The 18,978-nt window shown below is 64.8% G+C and carries 18 protein-coding genes and 1 tRNA gene; 14 read left to right on the top strand and 5 right to left on the bottom strand.

What is annotated here, in order from left to right; translation table 11 throughout:
* Positions 1 to 34: 34 nt before the first annotated feature.
* The 11 genes from JQ592_RS05205 to JQ592_RS05155 all read left to right on the top strand — a co-directional run bounded on the left by JQ592_RS05205 (position 35) and on the right by JQ592_RS05155 (position 13,115).
* Positions 35 to 418, top strand: coding sequence for a GrlR family regulatory protein (locus JQ592_RS05205; protein WP_211401853.1), 384 nt, complete (start codon positions 35 to 37; stop codon positions 416 to 418).
* Positions 419 to 539: 121 nt separating this feature from the next.
* Positions 540 to 1,769 (top strand): DUF1236 domain-containing protein, encoded by a 1,230-nt coding sequence (locus tag JQ592_RS05200; protein WP_246820179.1) that lies wholly within the window; start codon positions 540 to 542, stop codon positions 1,767 to 1,769.
* A gap of 458 nt (positions 1,770 to 2,227) precedes the next feature.
* Positions 2,228 to 3,043, top strand: coding sequence for a sugar phosphate isomerase/epimerase family protein (locus JQ592_RS05195; protein ID WP_211401851.1), 816 nt, complete (start codon positions 2,228 to 2,230; stop codon positions 3,041 to 3,043).
* 30 nt (positions 3,044 to 3,073) lie between these two features.
* Positions 3,074 to 4,711, top strand: a complete 1,638-nt coding sequence (locus JQ592_RS05190) for an ABC transporter substrate-binding protein (protein ID WP_211401850.1) — start codon at positions 3,074 to 3,076, stop codon at positions 4,709 to 4,711.
* A gap of 1 nt (position 4,712) precedes the next feature.
* Positions 4,713 to 5,696 (top strand): ABC transporter ATP-binding protein, encoded by a 984-nt coding sequence (locus JQ592_RS05185; RefSeq protein WP_211401849.1) that lies wholly within the window; start codon positions 4,713 to 4,715, stop codon positions 5,694 to 5,696.
* On the top strand, positions 5,693 to 6,679 hold the full coding sequence (locus JQ592_RS05180) for an ABC transporter ATP-binding protein (protein ID WP_211401848.1): 987 nt from the start codon (positions 5,693 to 5,695) through the stop codon (positions 6,677 to 6,679). Before JQ592_RS05185 ends, JQ592_RS05180 begins: the two co-directional genes overlap by 4 nt.
* Positions 6,679 to 7,608 carry an ABC transporter permease gene (locus JQ592_RS05175; RefSeq protein WP_211401847.1) on the top strand — a complete coding sequence of 310 codons (930 nt, stop codon included), beginning with the start codon at positions 6,679 to 6,681 and terminating at the stop codon, positions 7,606 to 7,608. The genes JQ592_RS05180 and JQ592_RS05175 overlap by 1 nt, the downstream gene beginning before the upstream one ends.
* Positions 7,605 to 8,465, top strand: coding sequence for an ABC transporter permease (locus JQ592_RS05170; RefSeq protein WP_211401846.1), 861 nt, complete (start codon positions 7,605 to 7,607; stop codon positions 8,463 to 8,465). Before JQ592_RS05175 ends, JQ592_RS05170 begins: the two co-directional genes overlap by 4 nt.
* A gap of 360 nt (positions 8,466 to 8,825) precedes the next feature.
* A complete protein-coding gene (ilvD, locus tag JQ592_RS05165) occupies positions 8,826 to 10,676 on the top strand; it encodes a dihydroxy-acid dehydratase (protein ID WP_211401845.1) in 1,851 nt (616 codons plus the stop codon).
* Positions 10,677 to 11,023: 347 nt separating this feature from the next.
* Positions 11,024 to 11,347: a hypothetical protein gene (locus JQ592_RS05160; RefSeq protein ID WP_091895582.1), complete on the top strand. Its 324-nt coding sequence runs from the start codon at positions 11,024 to 11,026 to the stop codon at positions 11,345 to 11,347.
* A gap of 994 nt (positions 11,348 to 12,341) precedes the next feature.
* Positions 12,342 to 13,115, top strand: a complete 774-nt coding sequence (locus JQ592_RS05155; protein WP_349630443.1) for a hypothetical protein — start codon at positions 12,342 to 12,344, stop codon at positions 13,113 to 13,115.
* A gap of 51 nt (positions 13,116 to 13,166) precedes the next feature.
* Here the strand turns inward: JQ592_RS05155 and JQ592_RS05150 are convergent.
* The 3 genes from JQ592_RS05150 to JQ592_RS05145 all read right to left on the bottom strand — a co-directional run bounded on the left by JQ592_RS05150 (position 13,167) and on the right by JQ592_RS05145 (position 14,786).
* Positions 13,167 to 13,256: transfer RNA gene (locus JQ592_RS05150), tRNA-Ser, on the bottom strand.
* A gap of 336 nt (positions 13,257 to 13,592) precedes the next feature.
* Positions 13,593 to 13,721 (bottom strand): hypothetical protein, encoded by a 129-nt coding sequence (locus tag JQ592_RS38560; RefSeq protein WP_283816090.1) that lies wholly within the window; start codon positions 13,719 to 13,721, stop codon positions 13,593 to 13,595.
* A gap of 765 nt (positions 13,722 to 14,486) precedes the next feature.
* A complete protein-coding gene (locus JQ592_RS05145) occupies positions 14,487 to 14,786 on the bottom strand; it encodes a hypothetical protein (RefSeq protein WP_211401844.1) in 300 nt (99 codons plus the stop codon).
* 902 nt (positions 14,787 to 15,688) lie between these two features.
* On the opposite strand from JQ592_RS05145, the gene JQ592_RS05140 reads away from it, so the two are divergent.
* Complete coding sequence (locus JQ592_RS05140; protein ID WP_211401843.1) at positions 15,689 to 15,880, top strand: hypothetical protein; 192 nt, start codon at positions 15,689 to 15,691, stop codon at positions 15,878 to 15,880.
* A 362-nt stretch (positions 15,881 to 16,242) separates the two neighbouring features.
* A complete protein-coding gene (locus JQ592_RS05135) occupies positions 16,243 to 16,560 on the top strand; it encodes a DUF1476 domain-containing protein (RefSeq protein ID WP_211401842.1) in 318 nt (105 codons plus the stop codon).
* A 19-nt stretch (positions 16,561 to 16,579) separates the two neighbouring features.
* Here the strand turns inward: JQ592_RS05135 and JQ592_RS05130 are convergent, their stop codons facing one another.
* The gene (locus JQ592_RS05130) at positions 16,580 to 17,050 is read right to left on the bottom strand and encodes a GNAT family N-acetyltransferase (protein WP_211401841.1); all 471 of its coding nucleotides are present in this window, start codon (positions 17,048 to 17,050) and stop codon (positions 16,580 to 16,582) included.
* 42 nt (positions 17,051 to 17,092) lie between these two features.
* Complete coding sequence (locus tag JQ592_RS05125) at positions 17,093 to 17,671, bottom strand: TIGR00645 family protein (RefSeq protein ID WP_211401840.1); 579 nt, start codon at positions 17,669 to 17,671, stop codon at positions 17,093 to 17,095.
* A gap of 216 nt (positions 17,672 to 17,887) precedes the next feature.
* Here JQ592_RS05125 and JQ592_RS05120 point away from each other — a divergent pair, with 216 nt between their 5' ends.
* Positions 17,888 to 18,118, top strand: coding sequence for a hypothetical protein (locus tag JQ592_RS05120; protein WP_211402507.1), 231 nt, complete (start codon positions 17,888 to 17,890; stop codon positions 18,116 to 18,118).
* The last annotated feature ends 860 nt before the right edge of the window (positions 18,119 to 18,978 follow it).

The raw sequence follows: 18,978 nt of genomic DNA, 5'->3' as shown, positions 1-18,978 counted from the left end.
GGCGCGGCGGATTGATATTGCTGGGAGCGATCTGATGACGGCCGGGAAAGGCTCAGAGGCGGGTGAAGGGGCCAGCGTCATCAACGGCCTCTACATTTTCGACATCGAAATGCGTGAGGGCAAGCGCGGACAGGCGAGGGGCGTGGTCGTGCTCTGCGACGGCCGCATCATGGGTGGCGACAGCTATTTCTACTACACCGGCAGCTACACCTTCCGGAACGGGAAGTGGCGCGGTGACATGATCGTCAACCAGCACACGGAAGCGGTCGGCAAGACGTTGGTGTTCGGAGGCAGGGAGGTCACCTGCGGCTTTTCCGGCGACTATTTCCCCGGCGGCGCCGAAGTCGAGGGCATGGCGCTGGTCGGCAAGATCAGCGTGACGTTCACGGCGCGGCTGACGCTGAAGGATGCGATGTGAGCGCTACCTGATCCGCTCACTGGTGAATGGCTGCGTTCCTGCTCAGGAACATTCGCACGGACAGAACGTTCGCGTCTGTCATTGCGATTTGTTGAGGAGAGGGACAATGCGGAAGCACTTAATGTTATCGACTGCGGCCATCGGCCTGATGCTCGCGTCCGGGCTCGCTTACGCCCAGGCGCCCGGCGAGCGCAAAGACGAGCCGAAACGGAGCGAGGAACCGGCGAAGGGCGCTGCACCGCAACGCGGTGGTGCGGCCCAGGAACGCCTTCAAGAACGCGGTCAAGATCGTGTTCAGGAACGTGCACAGGGCGCTCAGGAGCGAATGCAGGGCGGGGGCCGCGAGGACAAGGGGGGCGCCAAGCACGAGGCCAGCGACGACAAGCGCCAGCCGGCCCCGTCTGCCGAGCGCAATCAGCCGAAGGCGAAGGATCAGGCGCAGGATTCTCGCGAGACTGCGCGCGATCGCAACCGCGAGGCAGAGAAAGCAGGACGCGACAGCGGCAAGAGCAGCGCGCAGACAAAGCAGGACAAGTCCGCGCCGCAGAAATCAACGGCCGAGTCGGAGAAGTCCAAGACGGGCCCGGCTGCTCAGCAGAACGAGCGCAACCAGCCGCCGCGCAATGCCGCCGAGCAACCGCCTCCGGCGCAGCAGGGCCGGCCGGCAACAGCGACGGACACAAGCCGGACGGCTCCGGCCAGCAATGCCCAGAGCGCTCCTGCTGCGACGGGCACGCAAACCAATCAGGCCAACCAGACGCCCCAGACCAATACGCAGGTCAATCAGCAGGCTCAGGTGACAACCGAGAGGCAGGTGCGGATGTCTGAAACGGTCAGCCGCGTACGCCTCGCCCAGCCGGAGCGCAATCTGAACATCTCGATCCGAGTCGGCGAGACGATTCCCTCGCGCGTGCGTCTGTACCGCTTGCCGCCCGAGATCGTCTCGATCGAGCCCCAGTATCGGGACTACGAGTATTTCGCGACGGATGACGACGTCGTCATCGTGGAGCCGCGGACGCATCGCATCGTCAGCCAGGTGCCGCGCGATCCATCGCGGGCCCGCGCACAAATGGGCGGCGCCGCCGCATCGAGCGTGGCTGCCGCCGGCAGCAACGCGAGCAATAACGTGAATTGCCGCGTCATGCGGCGCGACGCCTCCGGCAACGTTGCGGAGGCGGAACCCACGACGGTCGGCTCGACGGCGCGCACGGATTCGTTGAGCGTGACGGTTCAGATGCCCGGCGGCGGCTCGTCTGCGCCGATCGCCCTCGGTGCCGCCGCGGGCGACATCGTCGTGGCGACGCAAGGGCAGGGCGACTGCACGGTCACGCTCGAGCCGCAAACGCGCTGACCGGAAGACGACGCTGAAACGACAACGCGCCGCCCGGCTGAACCAGCCGGACGGCGCGATGTGCGTTCAATCTGAAAAGTTCCGAGGTCCGGAGTGCCTAGGAGTCCGGACCTCGTCACCTTGCCCCAGCCTTCGATCCCCCGCCCCATGTGGTCCCCCAACCCCTTGGTGCGCGATCAGAGGGTGATGCCCTTGGAAGTGGCCGCCGATCGATGTCGCGCGATGTACGCGAGATCGGAATAGGATTCCATTCCGGATCACTACGGACACGATTCAACTTGCTTCTGCGGCAAACTGCACGTGCCTGCATCGACGGCGCGCCATTGCACAAGATCGATGCTGGCGATGCGCTGGATGTCCACACCTGCGCGACGCTGCGGAACCTCGATTTCACGGGCCTGTCACTGAACTGGTCTAGCGCTGCTCCTCGTCATCGCTGACGACCGAAGGAGCAAGCCATGTCGAAGCCGGTGTTGGGCGCCGCGTTGTCCATCAAATCGATCCCCTCGCATCGCGACTGGCTCCTGGAACGGCAGCGCGATCTCGAAATCCAGGATTTCTTCCGCGCCGATCTGCTCGACGGCGACTGGCGCAGCGCAGCCGGCGAGATCAAGCAGATGCTCGCGGGCCACACCGGCCGGCTCGGCATCCACGGGCCGTTCTGGGGCTTCAAGATCGACAGCCACGACCCGATGATCCGCCAGGCCGTGACCAAGCGCCTGCTGCAGGGGCTTGAGGCCGCCGAGTTCCTCGGTGCGACGCAGATGGTGATCCATTCGCCGTTCACGACCTGGGACCACAACAATCTCGACCTCTACCCGGACAACCGCGGCAATCTGGTCGAGCGCGTCAAGGCGACGCTCGCCGAGGTGATCGCGCGCGCCGAGACGATCGGCTGCGAGATCGTCATCGAGAACATCGAGGACAAGGACCCGCGCGACCGCGTGCGCCTCGCCAAGGCACTCGAAAGCAGCAAGGTCCGCGTCTCGCTCGACACCGGTCACGCCAACTATGCCCACATCTCCACCGGCGCGCCGCCGGTCGACTATTACGTCGAGACCGCCGGCGACATGCTGGCGCATGTGCACCTCCAGGACACCGACGGCTTTGCCGACCGGCACTGGGCGCCGGGCGAAGGCAACATCCCCTGGGTCGGCGTGTTCCGCGCGCTGGGACGGCTGACCTCCAACCCGCGGCTGATCCTCGAGCTCCGCAACCACGACGACGTCCGCGCCGGCGCTGCCCATCTCGCCGCGCTCGGTCTCGCCGAATAACCGACATCCTCGAGGGCAGGACTTATCATCATGAGCAAACTCACCCGTCGCACCATCCTGAAATCCGGCGGCGCGGCCGCAAGCACGTTGCTGCTGCCGCGCTTTGCCATCGCGCAGAGCGACAATCGTCCGTCGGTGACGATCGCGGTGCAGAAGGTGACCAATTCGAACGTGCTCGACGTGCTGCGCGAGCAGTCCAATGTCGGTGAGCGCGTGTTCTTCTCCTCGATCTGGGAGGGCCTGATCTCCAAGAACTGGCGCGGCAGCCTCGAGGCCGTGCCGGGTCTCGCCACCGAATGGCGCCGCATCGACGACCAGACCGTCGAAGTGAAGCTGCGCCAGGGCGTCAAGTTCCATAATGGCGACGAGCTCACGGCGGAGGACGTCGTCTTCACCTTCAGCCGCCAGCGCATGTTCGGCGAGACCGAGGCCAAGAGCCGCTCCACCATCCAGGCCTTCGAGAAGATCCCGACGCCGCGGCCGGGCAAGGAACTGCCGCCCGATGTGCCGGCGGTTGCCCGCCGCATCTGGCCGGACCTCGTCCGCGTCGATGCCGTCGACAAATATACGGTGCGCTTCTACAACGCGACGCCCGACGTCACGATCGAGGGCCGGCTGTCGCGCTACGGCTCCGACATCATGAACCGCCGTGCCTGGGAGGAATCCGCCAGCTATCTCGACTGGGCGCGCAAGCCTGTTACCACGGGCCCATACAAGGTCGTCGAGCTCAAGCCCGACGTGTCGCTGACGCTGGAAGCCCACGATGAATATTGGGGCGGCCGGCCGCCGCTCAAGCGCATCCGCTTCCTCGAAGTCCCTGAAGTCGCGAGCCGCATCAACGGGCTGCTCTCGGGCGAATACCAGTTCGCCTGCGACATCCCGCCGGACCAGATCGCCGGCATCGAGAAGAATGCCGCGTTCGAAGTGCAGGGCGGCACGATCCAAAATCACCGCCTGACCGTGTTCGACAAGAACCACGCCCAGCTCGCCAATCCGCTGGTCAGACGCGCCTTCACCCATGCGATCGACCGCCAGGCCATCGTCGACAGCCTGTGGGCCGGCCGCACCCGTGTGCCGAAGGGCCTGCAGTGGGAGTTCTACGGCGACATGTTCAACGCCGACTGGAGCGTGCCGGCCTATGATCCCAAGCTCGCGCAGGATCTGCTCAAGCAGGCCAATTACAAGGGCGATCCGATTCCCTATCGCCTGCTCAACAACTACTACACCAACCAGGTCGCGACCGCGCAGATCCTGGTCGAGATGTGGAAATCGGTCGGCCTCAACGTGCAGATCGAGACCAAGGAGAACTGGTCGCAGATCATGGAGCGCGCGCCGACCCGCGCGGTGCGCGACTGGTCGAATTCGGCCGCCTTCAACGATCCGGTGTCGTCGCTGGTCGCACAGCACGGGCCGAACGGCCAGCAGCAGCAGATCGGCGAATGGACCAACACCGAGCTGAACACGCTCTCGGAATTCCTGGAGACGTCGACCGACCGCGCGGCCCGCAAGAAGGCGTTCCGCCGCATGCTGGAGATCGCCGAGCGCGAGGACCCCGCCTACACGGTGCTGCACCAGAACGCGACCTTCACCGCCAAGCCGAAATCGATCAAGTGGAAGGCCTCGCCCGCCTTCGCGATGGATTTCCGCGCCGGCAATTTCGAGGCCTGAGGTGGCGCCGCTGGTCAGCATCGAAGGCCTGAGCATCGCCTTCAATGACGTGCCGGTGTTGCGTGGTGTCGATCTCGCGCTCGGCAGGGGCGAGGCTCTCGGCCTCGTCGGCGAATCCGGCTCCGGCAAGTCGGTGACGTGGCTCGCCGCGCTCGGCCTGTTGCCTCGGCATGCGAAGGTCTCGGGCTCCGTGCGGCTCGATGGACGTGAACTTCTTGGCGCGCCGGCCGCCGAGCTCGATCATGTCAGGGGCGGGCGGGTCGCCATGATCTTCCAGGATCCGGCGAGCGCGCTCAACCCGGTGCTGACCATTCGCAAACAGCTCTGCGAAGCGCTGGCACTGCATCGCGACCTCCAGGGCGAGGCGGTGAAGGCCGAAGCGAAGCGGCTGCTCGATCTCGTCGGCATCCCCGACGCCGCACGACGGCTCTCCGCCTATCCGCACGAATTCTCCGGCGGCCAGGTCCAGCGCATCATGATCGCGATGGCGCTCGCCGGAAATCCGGACCTCCTGATCGCGGACGAGCCGACCACGGCGCTCGATGCCACCATCCAGGCGCAGATCCTGGAGCTGCTCTCCACCATCCGCCGCGAGATGAGCATGGCGATGGTGCTGATCAGCCACGATCTCGGCGTCGTCGCCGAGAATTGCGACCGCGTCGCGGTGATGTATGCCGGCCGCATCGTCGAGCAGGCACCCAGCAACCAGCTCTTTGCCGATCCCGTTCATCCCTACGCGCAGGGGCTGATCGGCGCACTGCCGCCGCTCGACGGACCGCGCCGCCGTCTCACCGCCATTCCCGGCACGGTGCCTGATCCCGCGCACATGCCCAGCGGCTGCGCCTTCGCGCCGCGCTGTGCGCTCGCGGCCGAGCCGTGCGGCCTTGCCGCGCCGAGCCTGGCGCTCATCAGCGACGATCGCACCGTCGCCTGCATCCGCGCCGAGGCCTCGCGCCGCACGCTGCTCGGGATGGCCGCCGAATGAGCGCGCCGCTCGTCGAGGTCTCCATGATCTCCCGCAGCTACAGCATGCGCTCCGGAATGTTCGGCCGAGCGACGGCCGTGCATGCCGTCGACGGCGTGTCGCTCGCAATTGCCAAGGGCGAAACGCTGGGCCTCGTCGGCGAGTCCGGCTCGGGCAAGTCCACCACCGGCCGGATCGTTCTCGGTCTCGAGCCGCCCGACCGCGGCGAGGTGCGGTTCGACGGCAAGCCGATGGCCGCGCTAGGGACGGCCGCCTGGCGCACGCAGCGCGCGCGGATGCAGATGATCTTCCAGGACCCGCTCGGCGCGCTGGACCGGCGCCTGCCGGTCGCAACGCAGATCCGCGAGCCGCTCGACATCCACGGCCTCGGCACGCCCGCCGAGCGCGAGGAGCGGGTGCGCGAATTGCTGCGCGCGGTCGAGCTGACACCGGCGCACGGCGCGCGCTATCCCGGCGCGCTCTCGGGCGGGCAGCGGCAGCGCATCGTGCTGGCGCGGGCGCTGGCGACGAAGCCGGATTTCCTGGTCTGCGACGAGCCGGTCAGCGCGCTCGACGTCTCGATCCAGGCGCAGGTGGTGAACCTGCTTTGCGACCTCCAGGCGCAGCTTGGGCTCACGCTGCTATTCATCAGCCACGATCTGCGCGTCGTCAGGCAGATCAGCACGATCGTCGCCGTGATGTATCTCGGCCGCATCGTCGAGATCGGCAGCGCCGACGATCTCTTTGCGCGCCCCGAGCATCCTTACACGCAGGCGCTGGTCTCGGCGTCGCCCGCGCCGGGCCGCCGCAGCGCCGGCCGCATCGTGCTGGCAGGCGATCCGCCGAACCCGGCAGCGCGGCCCCAAGGCTGCGCCTTCCATCCGCGCTGTCCGCGGGCGATTGCGCGCTGTGCGAGCGAGGTGCCGGCGCTCTCGGCGGTCGGCGGCAACAGGCAGGTCGCCTGCCACCTCGTCACGGGCGCCGAGACGCGGGACGCGGCCTGATGGGACGCTATTTCGCCATTCGGATCGGGCGTGCGGCACTGACGATCGTTCTCGTCGTCACCTTCGCCTTCGTCGTGCTGCGGCTGTCGGGCGATCCCGCCCTGATGATTTTGGGACCGGAAGCGCCGCCCGAAGCCATCGCCGCCTTCCGAAAAGCCTGGGGCCTCGATGATCCCATCTGGTTCCAGTATCTCGATTACTTCAGCGCCATCGCCAAAGGCGAGCTCGGCCGCTCCATGCGCGACGGCCGTCCCGCGATCGAGCTGGTACTGGAGCGGATTCCAGCCACGCTGGCGCTGACCTTGCCGGCCTTCTTCTTCAAGGTCGCGCTCGGCGTTCCCGCCGGCATCTACGCCGCGCTGCACCGGGGCTCGGGAATCGACCGCGCCGTGATGATGACGGCGGTCGCCGGCTTTACTGTGCCAAGCTTCGTGCTGGCGCTGATCCTGGTTCTGGTCTTCGCCGTGCAGCTCGGCTGGCTGCCCTCGGGCGGACAGGACAGCTGGCGCCACGCCATCTTGCCAATTGCGACCCTTAGTCTCGGCGGCGCGGCCGTGCTGGCGCGCTTCACCCGCAGTGCGATGCTGGAGGTGCTCGGTCAGCCCTATATCCGCACCGCATCCGCAAAGGGCGTGCCGTGGCACAAGGTGGTGACCTCGCATGCGCTGCCGAACGCGGCGATCCCGACCGTCACAATTCTGGGCTTCATGGTGGGCACGCTGATCGCGGGCGCGGTCGTGGTCGAGAGCGTGTTTGCCTGGCCGGGAGTAGGGCGCCTGCTCGTGGTCGCCGTCGCCAACCGCGATCTCGCGGTCGTGCAATGCATCCTGCTGCTGGTGGCGATGACGATGGTCACGTCCAACCTGGTCGTCGACTTCCTCTACGGCTTCCTTGATCCGCGGCTGCGCGCCAAGGGAGCACACGCATGACCGACGCTACGTTAAAGGACGCGTCTGTCCGCCGCCGCATCAGCCTGCCGGCGATCCCGGTCTCGGTGGCGCTGGCGATCGGCTGGATCGTTGCGATGCTGGCGATCGCGGCCTTCGCCGAGAAGATCGCGCCCTACGGCTTCACCCAGCTCGATCTGCGCAATCGTCTTGCCGCGCCCGGCAATGTCGCACATTGGCTCGGCACCGACGAGCTCGGCCGCGACGTGCTGTCGCGGCTCCTGGTCTCGATCCGGATCTCGCTGCTGATCGCCTTCGGCGCCACCGCGATATCAGCCGTCGTCGGCACCACGCTCGGCTTCCTGGCCGCGCATTTCCGCGGCGCCGTCGAGCAGCTCGTGCTGATGCTGACCGACTTCCAGGCCAGCATGCCCTTCCTGATCATGGCGCTGGCCGTGCTCGCCTTCTTCGGCAATTCGCTGCCGCTGCTGGTCGGCCTGATGGGCCTGTTCGGCTGGGAGCGCTATGCCCGCATCGCGCGGGGCCTTGCCATCTCCGCCAACGCGCAAGGCTACGCCGCGGCCGTCCGGCAGTTAGGGGCAACGCCGTCGCGGATCTACCTCCGGCACATCCTGCCCAACATCGCCTCCACCCTGATCGTCTCGACCACGCTGGTCTTCCCCGAGGTGATCCTGATGGAATCCGGCCTGTCCTTCCTTGGCCTCGGCGTGCAGCCGCCGATGACCAGCCTCGGCAACATGGTCGGCTATGGCCGCGAATACCTGACCCGGGCGCCCTGGATCATGCTGGCGCCGGCGACCACCATCGTCGTGACCACGCTGGCGGTCTCCGTGATCGGCGACTGGCTGCGCGACCGGCTCGATCCGACCCTGCAATAAAGCAAGGGGTGCGGCGGTTACGGACCCGTGCAACGTCCTCCGGCGTCGTCCCGGACAAGCGTAAGCGCAGATCCGGGACCCATAACCACCGGCGGACGTGATTATGGAGGCTCGGAGTTGTCAGCTTCGCGCCACAGCCATCCCCTGTGGCTGATGGGTCCCGGATCAGCGCGCGCTTTGAGGCGCGCTTGTCCGGGACGACAATTGGGGGCGCGGCAGGACCCCGCGCCGGGAGCAGGGGAGCCCTGTCCGGCCCAAGTTCCCGTTGCACCTCGCCCGCCCGTGCGCTATCCGGCCGGAAAGGCCTGAGGCGGCTCGACATTTTCCCGCCCGGCCCCAAACCCGAGGACGGAAACCGCCATGCCAGCCTATCGCTCCCGCACCACCACCCACGGCCGCAACATGGCGGGTGCCCGCGGCCTCTGGCGCGCGACCGGCATGAAGGACGGCGATTTCGGCAAGCCGATCATCGCGGTCGTCAACTCATTCACCCAGTTCGTGCCCGGCCACGTCCACCTCAAGGACCTCGGCCAGCTCGTCGCCCGCGAGATTGAGCAGGCCGGCGGCGTCGCCAAGGAGTTCAACACCATTGCGGTCGACGACGGCATCGCCATGGGCCATGACGGCATGCTCTACAGCCTGCCGTCGCGCGAATTGATCGCCGACAGCGTCGAGTACATGGCCAATGCGCATTGCGCCGACGGCCTCGTCTGCATCTCCAACTGCGACAAGATCACGCCCGGCATGCTGATGGCCGCGCTGCGGCTCAATATCCCCGCCGTGTTCGTCTCGGGCGGGCCGATGGAAGCCGGCAAGGTCAAGCTGCAGGGCAAGACCAAGGCCGTCGACCTCATCGATGCCATGGTGGCCGCGGCCGACTCCAAGGTCAGCGACGACGACGTCAAGGTGATCGAGCGCTCGGCGTGCCCGACCTGCGGCTCCTGCTCGGGCATGTTCACCGCCAATTCCATGAACTGCCTGACCGAGGCGCTGGGCCTGGCGCTGCCCGGCAACGGCTCGGTGGTCGCAACCCATGCCGATCGCAAGCGCCTGTTCGTCGAGGCCGGTCACACCATCGTCGATCTCGTGCGACGCTATTACGAGCAGGACGATGCTTCGGTCCTGCCGCGCAACATCGCGAACTTCAAGGCGTTCGAGAACGCGATGACGCTCGACATCGCGATGGGCGGCTCGACCAACACCGTGCTGCATCTGCTCGCCGCCGCCCATGAAGGGCAGGTGGAGTTCACCATGCGCGACATCGACCGGCTTTCTCGTCGCGTGCCCGTGCTCTGCAAGGTCGCGCCCTCCGTTGCCGACGTGCACGTCGAGGACGTGCATCGCGCCGGCGGCATCATGGGCATTCTGGGCGAGCTCGACCGCGCCGGCCTGATCGACACCTCGGTATCGACCGTGCACGCGCCGACCATGAACGATGCGCTGGAGCGCTGGGACATCAAGCGCTCCAAGAGCGAGGCGGTGCGCACCTTCTATCGTGCCTCGCCCGGCGGCATCCCGACCCAGGTCGCCTTCAGCCAGGAGCGCCGCTACGACGAGCTCGATGCCGACCGCGAGAAGGGCGTGGTGCGCGATCTCGAGCACGCCTTCAGCAAGGACGGCGGTTTGGCCGTGCTCTACGGCAACCTCGCGCAGGACGGCTGCATCGTGAAGACCGCCGGCGTCGATGCCTCGATCCTGAAATTCGCAGGCCCCGCGCGCGTGTTCGAAAGCCAGGACGCTGCCGTCGAAGGCATTTTGGGCGGCAAGGTCGTGGCCGGCGAGGTCGTGGTCATCATCTACGAAGGCCCGCGCGGCGGCCCCGGCATGCAGGAGATGCTGTATCCGACCAGCTACCTGAAATCGATGGGCCTCGGCAAAGCCTGCGCGCTTGTCACCGACGGCCGTTTCTCCGGTGGTTCGTCCGGCCTGTCGATCGGCCATCTGTCGCCGGAGGCCGCCGAAGGCGGCAACATCGGTCTGGTGCGCACCGGCGACGTCATCGCCATCGACATTCCGAACCGCAGCATCACGCTGGAGGTCTCCGACGAGGAACTCGCCAAGCGCCGCGCAGCGGAAGAGGCGAAGGGCGATGCCGCCTGGCAGGCGACGGGCCGCAAGCGCAATGTCTCGACCGCGCTGCAGGCTTACGCTGCACTCACCACCAGCGCTGCGCGCGGCGCGGTGCGCGAAGTGAAGCGGCGCTCGAAGTAAGCTCTGGCTCTCGTAGCCCGGATGGAGCCACCGGTCGGCGCGAAGCGCCGCCCGATGGCGCAATCCGGGGAGTTGCGAGACCGGAGCGAGGCCGGTCCCGGATTGCGCTGCGCTCCATCCGGGCTACTAATCCGGTCGTTTGGCGTAAGCATGCATGGTCAATGAGTCCTTATTGATCGTAAGCAGCTTCGCGTTCGCATTAAGGATGCCTCGACGAACTTCAGCAGCCTTGGATTTTGCAGCGTATACTGATGCGACCTTCGCAAATCCATTTCGGGCAACTGGGGCACTAAATAATGTCTCGTACTCTTGCTGTTGTTTTCTCCACGGCCGTCGCCGCGATGTCGATGACGGGCGCCGCCTCTGCCGGCTGCTACAATTGCTACGCGCCGCCGCCCTGCACGACCTGCTATCAGCAGCAATACGTCGCGCCGCAATACCGCACCGTCGATGAGACCGTCATGGTTTCGCCGGGCTCGGTCGTCGCGCATCGCACGCCGGCGCAGTACCGCACCGTGATGGTGCCGCAGACCGTGATGGTGGCGCCGCCGAGCGTCCAGTACGAGCGCATCCCGCCGCAATACGCCACGCGCCAGCGCGTCGAAATGGTCTCGCCCGGCTATTCCTATTACGCCCCGGTGCAGATGGGCTGCGCCTCCTGCGGTTACTGACACCCACACAGCAACGAACGAATTTCGCGCGGCGCTCCCTCGGGCGCCGCGTTTTCTTTGGCCTCGAGCAAACAGGGCCCGGACCTGGAGCAGAAACTCCAGCCGGGCCCCGCAACCGGCAACGCCCTGGGCGGTGTCGACGGTCCCGCCAAGGCTAGGACACCTGGCTGACACTCGCCTGACGGAGCTGTCTCAATAGCCACAAGGCGGCCCCGGCTGTGGTGGGGGGGCTTTTGGGGTAGAGCCGGGGCCGCTGGAGGTGCTTGGACCCTTGGGGAAGGCCAAGCCGTCGATAGCTTACCCTGCGCTCCCAGCGCTTCTGTTCGCTTCAGCACATTCCAGACAGGAATTATTGCCATTTTTTCCCAATCCGATTCACACAGATTAATGCAAGCAGAAGAATGGCCGCCTTTCCTTGTTCGTCGAGCAACCGGGGCGTCACCAATGACTGATCAAGAGTCGATGCAGAGCAGGTTTTTCGTTCGAATGGGAGGCAAGGGTTGGATGGTCTACGATCGGGAGCGCATGGGCCCAGCACTGATCGGGACCGACATGGCGGCTAATTTGACCAAGGAGCGCGCCGAACAGGTGCTACGTTTCCTCAGGTCCTCGTGCGCGCTGGCGCGCTAATCATTGCAGCGCCGTCTGCGTTTTGGGGAAACGGCCCCAACCCAGGGATAGGAGGAGTTGGGGCCGAAGTTGCCGGGCGAGCAAGGCTACGCTTAGCCCGGACTAACATTTGGCATCGAACCCAGGTCGCTCGCGATTGGGCAACCGGCGTACCTCGGATTTGCAGTGCCCCAGATTCCCCTCTGTGTGGGTGCAACCGGTAGCGTCCGCTTGCTAGGTTCGGCAGAGCTGTTCCAACCTATTGGCGGAACGAATCCGCACACCCTTTGATCTTCTCGGTTGCCGGTTTGCTCGCGTCGATCGGATATTGGTTCAGCAGCTTGGTCTTGCGACCCTGACCATTCACAGAGAGAGAATTAGCCCTGTGCTTCAGACTGAACGGCATCTCAATCTCGGCCCGGACATGATTTGCAGTGACGACGCACTTGCCTACGAACGCAGCCGGACGCGTTTCGCCGCCGGTCAAGGCATGTTGCTCGACGATGCCTACCGTTTGGCGCATCTGCCCTTGGTCGCTCCTCGCGATCCTCGCGTGATCGCAGCGAAGGAGGGCACCTCTTACGACAGGGGACGCCACCCCACGGCTTACTCGGTGGTGCTGCCCGTCTCGGCCGACGCACTCGAAGCCTCCCCGGCCTATCAGGCGCTCGATGCGGAACTGCGGACGGCTCCCTTCGCTCGCAAGGTGGCGTGGCACGTGCTGGACAGGCGGCGGGAGCGTCTGCACGCCACCATCTGCGGCGGCCTCGGCTCCGAGCCGCCGGCCATCGAACCCGCCCGTCGCTCGGCCCTGGCCGGGCTCGGACCCATCAGGGCCGAGGTCCGGGGGCTGTTCTCCGGGAATGTGAACCGGGGACGGCTCTATCTTCGAGTCTACCCCGAGCAGCGCGATGGCGCGAACCTCTTCCATGCGGTTCAGCGCGTGCTCGGTCGCCCGACGACGGACCTCTACGTGGTCGGACTCTGGAATCTGATGGACGATCTCGATGCCGACGAGGCCGCAATTCTCGCGGCGATGATCGAGCGCTGGTGGTCACGGAGCTTGCTGCGGGTCGAGGCGGACGAGCTTTGGTTGCTCGGCGCACGCGATGACCTCGTGCTGGATGGGGAGATCAGCGCGCGCCTGGCGCTGCGCTGAGGTGCCGTTCGATATCGCTGCGGGGCCGGGACGGGCGGATTGGCTCGGAACTGGCGGAAGGGGTGGGATTCGAACCCACGGTACCCTTGCGGGCACGCCGGTTTTCAAGACCGGTGCCTTAAACCACTCGGCCACCCTTCCAGCGCAATAGTTTCAACCACTTAGCGGCTGATCCCCGTCGAGCGCGATGCGAACAGTCCCTGGTTCCGGGACATGTTACGGACAGACGTCTCTTACGGCCTGCGAAAGCCCGCCGCAAGCACGGTGAGAGCGGCTATCGAGGCGCCACGGCCTCCTTGCTGCGCTTGCGCCTATTGTCGTTTCCAGGCGTTGGGTGAGCGGATCGGACGAGTTCGAGCTCCGAGCCAAGTTCGCGTCCCATGCTCGTCTCGGCTCCAGCCAAACCGCATCGCGGACGCTCGCGGCCGTGGCTGCCGTCACAGTGCTGCGATCCCATGGGCGGCGCTGATTGCGTCCCTAGCGGGGCGAGATTTCGTAATTCTCCAATCGCTCAATGGCTGCTTGGCGTTCGTGCTGGCCAAGCCAGACCAGCGCCAAGAGCAGCGTGGCGCCAAGCGCCGCGAACCCGAAAACCAGACGCTTCATCGCCTGTGAATTCGAGTGCGTGGGCAAGGTTCCTTACGATGCGGATGATGGTTACGCGCGATGACCTCATGGGTCATGGCGCCTGTCGTTCAAGGAGGAGGCTTAGAGCGCGGTTCTTGCCGGTGCAAGTCGACCGGGAAAAATCGGCAATTTCCGACCGGGAATCAGGTAAGCTTCACTGTGCGGCCGGTGTCCATTGGAAGCCCCTATCGGCCGCAAATCTGGGAATGCGCGGCCTTGCTCTCTCTGCCCGGAGAGAGCGGGGCCGTTTTCATGATGGAGACCGTCAGGGGACTGCGCGGGACGTCAGTCCGGTTGCGACGCAGGTCGCCAATTCACAAAATCAAATTCGTCCTGCCATTCGTGGACGATGGTTTTGCAGTAGGCGCAGCAAAACTGGCGAGGCTCGTGGTCGTTTCGCGAAATCTGATCGGTCATGAAGGCCGCGTCGCATTTCGGGCAAGCAAAGACAACGCGCGTCATCAGAATTGCCATCGCTGAAAACGGGTCGCCCGCATGATTCCAGAACAGGGGGCCTGGGCTAGCCGGGAATTATCGATGGTAGCCCGGCAGAACCCGCATGCCTCGTGGCGGAACCGCCGGCGGCATGCGGGCTTTCTCCGCAGTCGCGCCATGGCTTCTGTTTGTGGCAGGGCAATTGGAAGTGGTGCGACGGGCCGCCGGCGATATTGAGACGAAGAGCCGGCGGCCCACTTCAAGTACTCTATTGAACCGATGTTCCCATTTGCGGGAATTGTCTCGCTTCTATCGCCGGTTCTTGTTTCTCTCGCAGAACAGAAGGCCCGTTACTTTTGATTTCGGCGCGGATGCTCCGCCTCCAGCATCTGCGACGGTAAAGCTCGGACTTACTCCGTTGGCGCCGAGCTGGAACGTGTTACCGACCCCGGCAACAAGCGCTCCGGCAGCGGGCGTGTATTCCTGCCATCCTTTCGGACAGCTAGGCAGGTTGAAGGCCAGGATAGTGTGCTCTGGCAGGTCTTGTGCCTGGGCCGGAAAGTTGAACGCGCTCAGGAAAACGATCGATATGGCGGCAGCAATTCGCATGGCTTGCAATCCTCTCAGCTAAATGGTCACCGGCGCAGCATAGTTTGCGCGCTGTATTTTCGCGTGCCCAAACAGGAAGCTGTTGCACAAGATTGAGGCCCGCACAGTGCCCGCGCGACGGCACCGGGCGAAATCCGCGCCCTTAGGCCGCGCACCAATGACGTTCGATTTGCTGAGTAGCTTCGCCATGCGCGTCGATGATGACGCTTTTGCGCAGGGGGAAACCAGATCTGCGGCGGGTCGTGGCTCACATCGTGCCGGTGGACGAGATGACCGGCGATCCGAATGAGGTCCCCAGAGAACCCGCCGGCTCATACCAGCGGGTCTTTGTCATCATGCAAAGAAGGCCACGATGGCCAGCGCGACGTCGGCGCTGAGGTCGCCTGAATACATCCAGAGAGCAATTCCAGCACCGAGCGTCAGCGCAATCACCTTGAGAGCAATCATCTTCTGTCTCCCCTTAAATTCCGGGAAAAACTAGCAACCTTATGTTTCCGGGATGCTTCGAGCGGGGAGGTAAATCGTTTCCTTCACCGAACCGTTATCGGATCTCGTCCCTGGCAGCTTCCCTGTGAGCCCGGCGTCGCTGGCTCCGGCGACGGATTTTCCGAAGATCGCAGGATGCCACTGATTTGCCCGACGGGTCAAAAGGCCTTTCGGGACGCGAGAAAAGTCGTTGTACCAGAATGACTTAGCTACTGTGCATGGGGTTGTTTTTCGACATTTTGCTTGAGCAGCCTCGACGCAGGGCGGACGGCTCCGATGTCCGTTTCGGGCAGGCCGCCGGTCCGAGCCAGAGATTCTGGCGGTAAGCCACTGAATAATCGGGCATTTCGGCTTGCCTCACGCGCACGCGGGATACGGCACGCGGAACTCATTCCTCGCCTCCGCGTTGTCTCGCCATGACTGAAGACCTTTCCTTCCGACGCAAACCCCTGACCCCCGAACAGCGCCAGGCGCGCGATGCGGCTCGCCGGATCGAGGCCGAACAGGCCATGCGCGATCACGAAGCGGCGCAGAAGGCGTTTTACGCCAACAAGGAACGGCTGAAGGCCGAGCGGCTCGCACGCGAAGCCGCGGCCGCGAAGGGCTGACGGCGCCCGGTCGCAGCCCGCCAATGTCGCCAGGATCTACGGTTCGACCGGTCTGCTCCAGGCAGAGGCGTTCGAGCCGGCGAAACTCGCGCAGATCTCTGTTCATGCGTCAGCTCTCGATCTCCCCCCGGGGCATGCGGCGCTGAGTTTGCTCAACAAGGGGTAGGCATCTTCCCGTGATCGATCTGGCTGGCTCGAAGCTGGCGGCTGCGGTGAACACCCCAAGCCTGCCGCAAGCGGCAGGCTTGACGGCGTTTGCCTTCCGCCGGAAGCTTCAAATGATCCTCAACTGGCGTGAAATACGGAGACGTTCGCTTCCAGCCAATCCGATCCCGTTCAGTGACAACGCAATGGAGCTGACCATGACCACGTTCGACAAGCGCGAGCAGGGCTTCGAGGCCAAATTCGCCCACGACGAGGAGCTCATGTTCAAGGTGACGGCCCGGTCCAACAAGCTGCTCGGACTCTGGGCCGCCAGCCAGCTCGGCCTCAGCGGCGATGCAGCGGCAGGCTATGCGGCGGCGCTGGTGACGGACCATCTGGAGAGCCGGACGATCGACGAGGTCCTGGACAAGGTGTCAGGCGACCTCCGCGACAAGGGGGTAGCGCGCGAGCAGGTCGCCGAGAAGCTCCAGGAATGCCTGCATCAGGCCATGCAGCAACTCGAAGCAAAACAGTGAGCGCCGCGCTGCTTGGTGCTCACAGCTCCATATGGATGATCTCGATGGGCTCGCCGCCGAGACCGTGTGAGAACTGTCCTCGCCCCGTGCTTCTGAAACCATAGCGGCGGTAGAAGGCCTCGGCGTTGATCGTGGCTTCAAGGCGGATCGGTCCGCTATGGCCGAGCCGCGCCTGGGCCACACCGATGTCGAGCAGCCGCTGCCCGACACCGGAGCCGGCCGCCGCGGGCAGCACGAACAATCGGGTGACCTCGCCGGGCTCGGCATCGACGAAGCCGATGACGATTTCGTTGCGAAGGCAGACGGTCATTCGTCCCTTGGCGATGAGCTCTTCATAGAACCGGGGCGTCCGTTCGCCCATCCAGTTCTCGATCTGGGCCGGTGAATAGCATCCGCGCGAAAGACCCGCGATCGAGGCCTTGGTGATGTCGAACACGGTCTCCGCATCGTCCGGGCACGCCGGCCTGAAGGAGATGTCGTCAGCGGACATGGGGACTCCGGATCCAGACGGTGTATGGCGAATTCGAGCGCCTCACTCGGCGTGTCTGCGCATTCCGGAATCGCTGAGCTTGTCGACATAGGCAATTCCGAGCGCCGAGACGATGAAGGTGATGTGGATCAGCACCTGCCACATCACGCCGGTCTCGGTGAAGCCGGCGCGGTTTGAGCCGAGATTGCCGGCTTCGATGAAGGTGCGCAGCAGTGCGATCGAGGAGATGCCGATGATGGCCATGGCGAGCTTGATCTTCAGCACGCTCGCATTGACGTGGCCGAGCCATTCCGGCTCGTCCGGGTGGCCCTGGAGGTCGAGCCGCGAGACGAACGTCTCGTAGCCGCCGACGATGACCATCACGAGCAGATTGGAGATCATCACGACGTCGATCAGCGCCAGCACGCTCATCATGATCTGCTGCTCGGTGAGATCGAGGGCGTGCCAGGAGAGATGCCAGAGCTCCTTCAGGAACAGCGCGATGTAGACGCATTGCGCCACGATCAGACCGAGATAGAGCGGCAGTTGCAGCCAGCGCGAGCCGAAGATGACCATCGGCAGCAGGCCGAGCCGCGGCGAGGGCAGGCGGGGTTCGGTCGTGGTCTCAGGCTCAACCGACATTCAGGCAGCATCCTCGCGAGCAGGGACGATCTCGCTTTTCTGTACCCCGACAAGATGGCCGGCGGAAGACGTGCGGTGCGTTCGGCGAAGCTTCCGGTGATTGCGCAGTTTCGTGCTAGCGTGGACGCGGCCGTCGTGCGACGGCCCGGATCAGGAGGCGTTAAGGTGCGGAGCGGCTTTGGCGGTGGACTTGGGAGAACCGCGCTTGTCGTGGCGATGATGCTGGGCGCCGGCGAGGCATCGGCGACGCCGCTGACGCCGTTTCGCTACGAGGCGCAGGCGCAGCGCCATTGTCCGCATGACCAGGTGGTCTGGCTGGATTTCAGGAAGGGCGTCTACTACGCCAAGGGCCAGAAGCGCTACGGCCAGGGTTTTGACGGCAGCTTCGTCTGCCTTAGCGAAGCCCGCGAGAGCCTCTATCGCCGGTCGCTGCTCGGCTTACGTTGAGCGCGTGACTGGCGCTCCAGGACGCCGGTTATTTCTGGCCCGGCAGCTTCACCGGCACGTGTGGGGCGGTGCTGATGATACGGGGGCTTCCGTCGGGATAGGTGCGGTCGCCGCGGATTAGCGATTCCAGAACCAGAAAAAATTTCTCAGCAAGCATTTGCGTCACCTTCGTTGGTGATGGCCTCTTGAAATGAGTCGAGGCGCCGAACGCAGAAATTCAATCAACTAAAAGAGAGCGGGGCAATCCAGAACGGACGGCATGCTGCGTCGCGGTGTAGTTGTGGTTAGAGATGAGGAAACGCGTGGTGGTGCTCAGCCGAACGCCAGTGCCACCAGGCCCGAGCACAACAGCACCAAGCCGCCTGCGGTCAATGCGAGGAAGCCGTCGGATACGAGGTCATGGTTGCGCATGGGACACCTGCCGCTCTCGTCTTCGATGCTCGGTCGGATCGATCAAAACCTGCCGAACATGCCGCCTTGAAAGAGGTGATGCTTGCCGCCCGCGCGAGTGCCTTCAGGCCCTCGTCCGGTAACCTTCGAACGCATGGGCCAGGAAGATCCCCGCGCTAACCAGACCCATCAGTGCCGAAACCGTCTCGATCATCGTTAAATTCCAAATCCCGCCCTTGCATGCGAGAGAACGCGTGCGGCCTTGCACAGTCAAAAGAATTCCAGTGAGCCGCGTGACAATGGGGGTGGAGTGAGGATTTGGCGCAACAGAATGTCCGGGAGTGGCACAGAGCAGGGCGCCTGCGCTCCGTAGATCAACGGGGGGGAAACGAACGGCCCGTTTACCATCCCGGCGTGATCGCCGTGAGCTCCCCATTTCCGCCGTGTTCGGGTTGCGTTATCGTTACCAT

It is taken from the genome of Bradyrhizobium iriomotense (assembly GCF_018129405.1).
Lineage (GTDB): Bacteria > Pseudomonadota > Alphaproteobacteria > Rhizobiales > Xanthobacteraceae > Bradyrhizobium > Bradyrhizobium iriomotense_B.
The sequence above is the reverse complement of the archived record's forward strand: the minus strand, read 5'-3'. Positions and strand labels throughout refer to the sequence as shown.

Coding starts and splice junctions, on each gene's coding strand:
- JQ592_RS38560 (WP_283816090.1), bottom strand. CDS start 13,721: ATGAAGCGTCTGGTTTTCGGGTTCGCGGCGCTTGGCGCCACGCTGCTC.
- JQ592_RS05195 (WP_211401851.1), top strand. CDS start 2,228: ATGTCGAAGCCGGTGTTGGGCGCCGCGTTGTCCATCAAATCGATCCCC.
- JQ592_RS05190 (WP_211401850.1), top strand. CDS start 3,074: ATGAGCAAACTCACCCGTCGCACCATCCTGAAATCCGGCGGCGCGGCC.
- JQ592_RS05120 (WP_211402507.1), top strand. CDS start 17,888: ATGATGCTGGGCGCCGGCGAGGCATCGGCGACGCCGCTGACGCCGTTT.
- JQ592_RS05125 (WP_211401840.1), bottom strand. CDS start 17,671: ATGTCGGTTGAGCCTGAGACCACGACCGAACCCCGCCTGCCCTCGCCG.
- JQ592_RS05145 (WP_211401844.1), bottom strand. CDS start 14,786: ATGCGAATTGCTGCCGCCATATCGATCGTTTTCCTGAGCGCGTTCAAC.
- JQ592_RS05160 (WP_091895582.1), top strand. CDS start 11,024: ATGACGGGCGCCGCCTCTGCCGGCTGCTACAATTGCTACGCGCCGCCG.
- JQ592_RS05205 (WP_211401853.1), top strand. CDS start 35: ATGACGGCCGGGAAAGGCTCAGAGGCGGGTGAAGGGGCCAGCGTCATC.
- JQ592_RS05180 (WP_211401848.1), top strand. CDS start 5,693: ATGAGCGCGCCGCTCGTCGAGGTCTCCATGATCTCCCGCAGCTACAGC.
- JQ592_RS05140 (WP_211401843.1), top strand. CDS start 15,689: ATGACTGAAGACCTTTCCTTCCGACGCAAACCCCTGACCCCCGAACAG.
- JQ592_RS05200 (WP_246820179.1), top strand. CDS start 540: ATGTTATCGACTGCGGCCATCGGCCTGATGCTCGCGTCCGGGCTCGCT.
- JQ592_RS05130 (WP_211401841.1), bottom strand. CDS start 17,050: ATGTCCGCTGACGACATCTCCTTCAGGCCGGCGTGCCCGGACGATGCG.
- ilvD (WP_211401845.1), top strand. CDS start 8,826: ATGCCAGCCTATCGCTCCCGCACCACCACCCACGGCCGCAACATGGCG.
- JQ592_RS05175 (WP_211401847.1), top strand. CDS start 6,679: ATGGGACGCTATTTCGCCATTCGGATCGGGCGTGCGGCACTGACGATC.
- JQ592_RS05170 (WP_211401846.1), top strand. CDS start 7,605: ATGACCGACGCTACGTTAAAGGACGCGTCTGTCCGCCGCCGCATCAGC.
- JQ592_RS05135 (WP_211401842.1), top strand. CDS start 16,243: ATGACCACGTTCGACAAGCGCGAGCAGGGCTTCGAGGCCAAATTCGCC.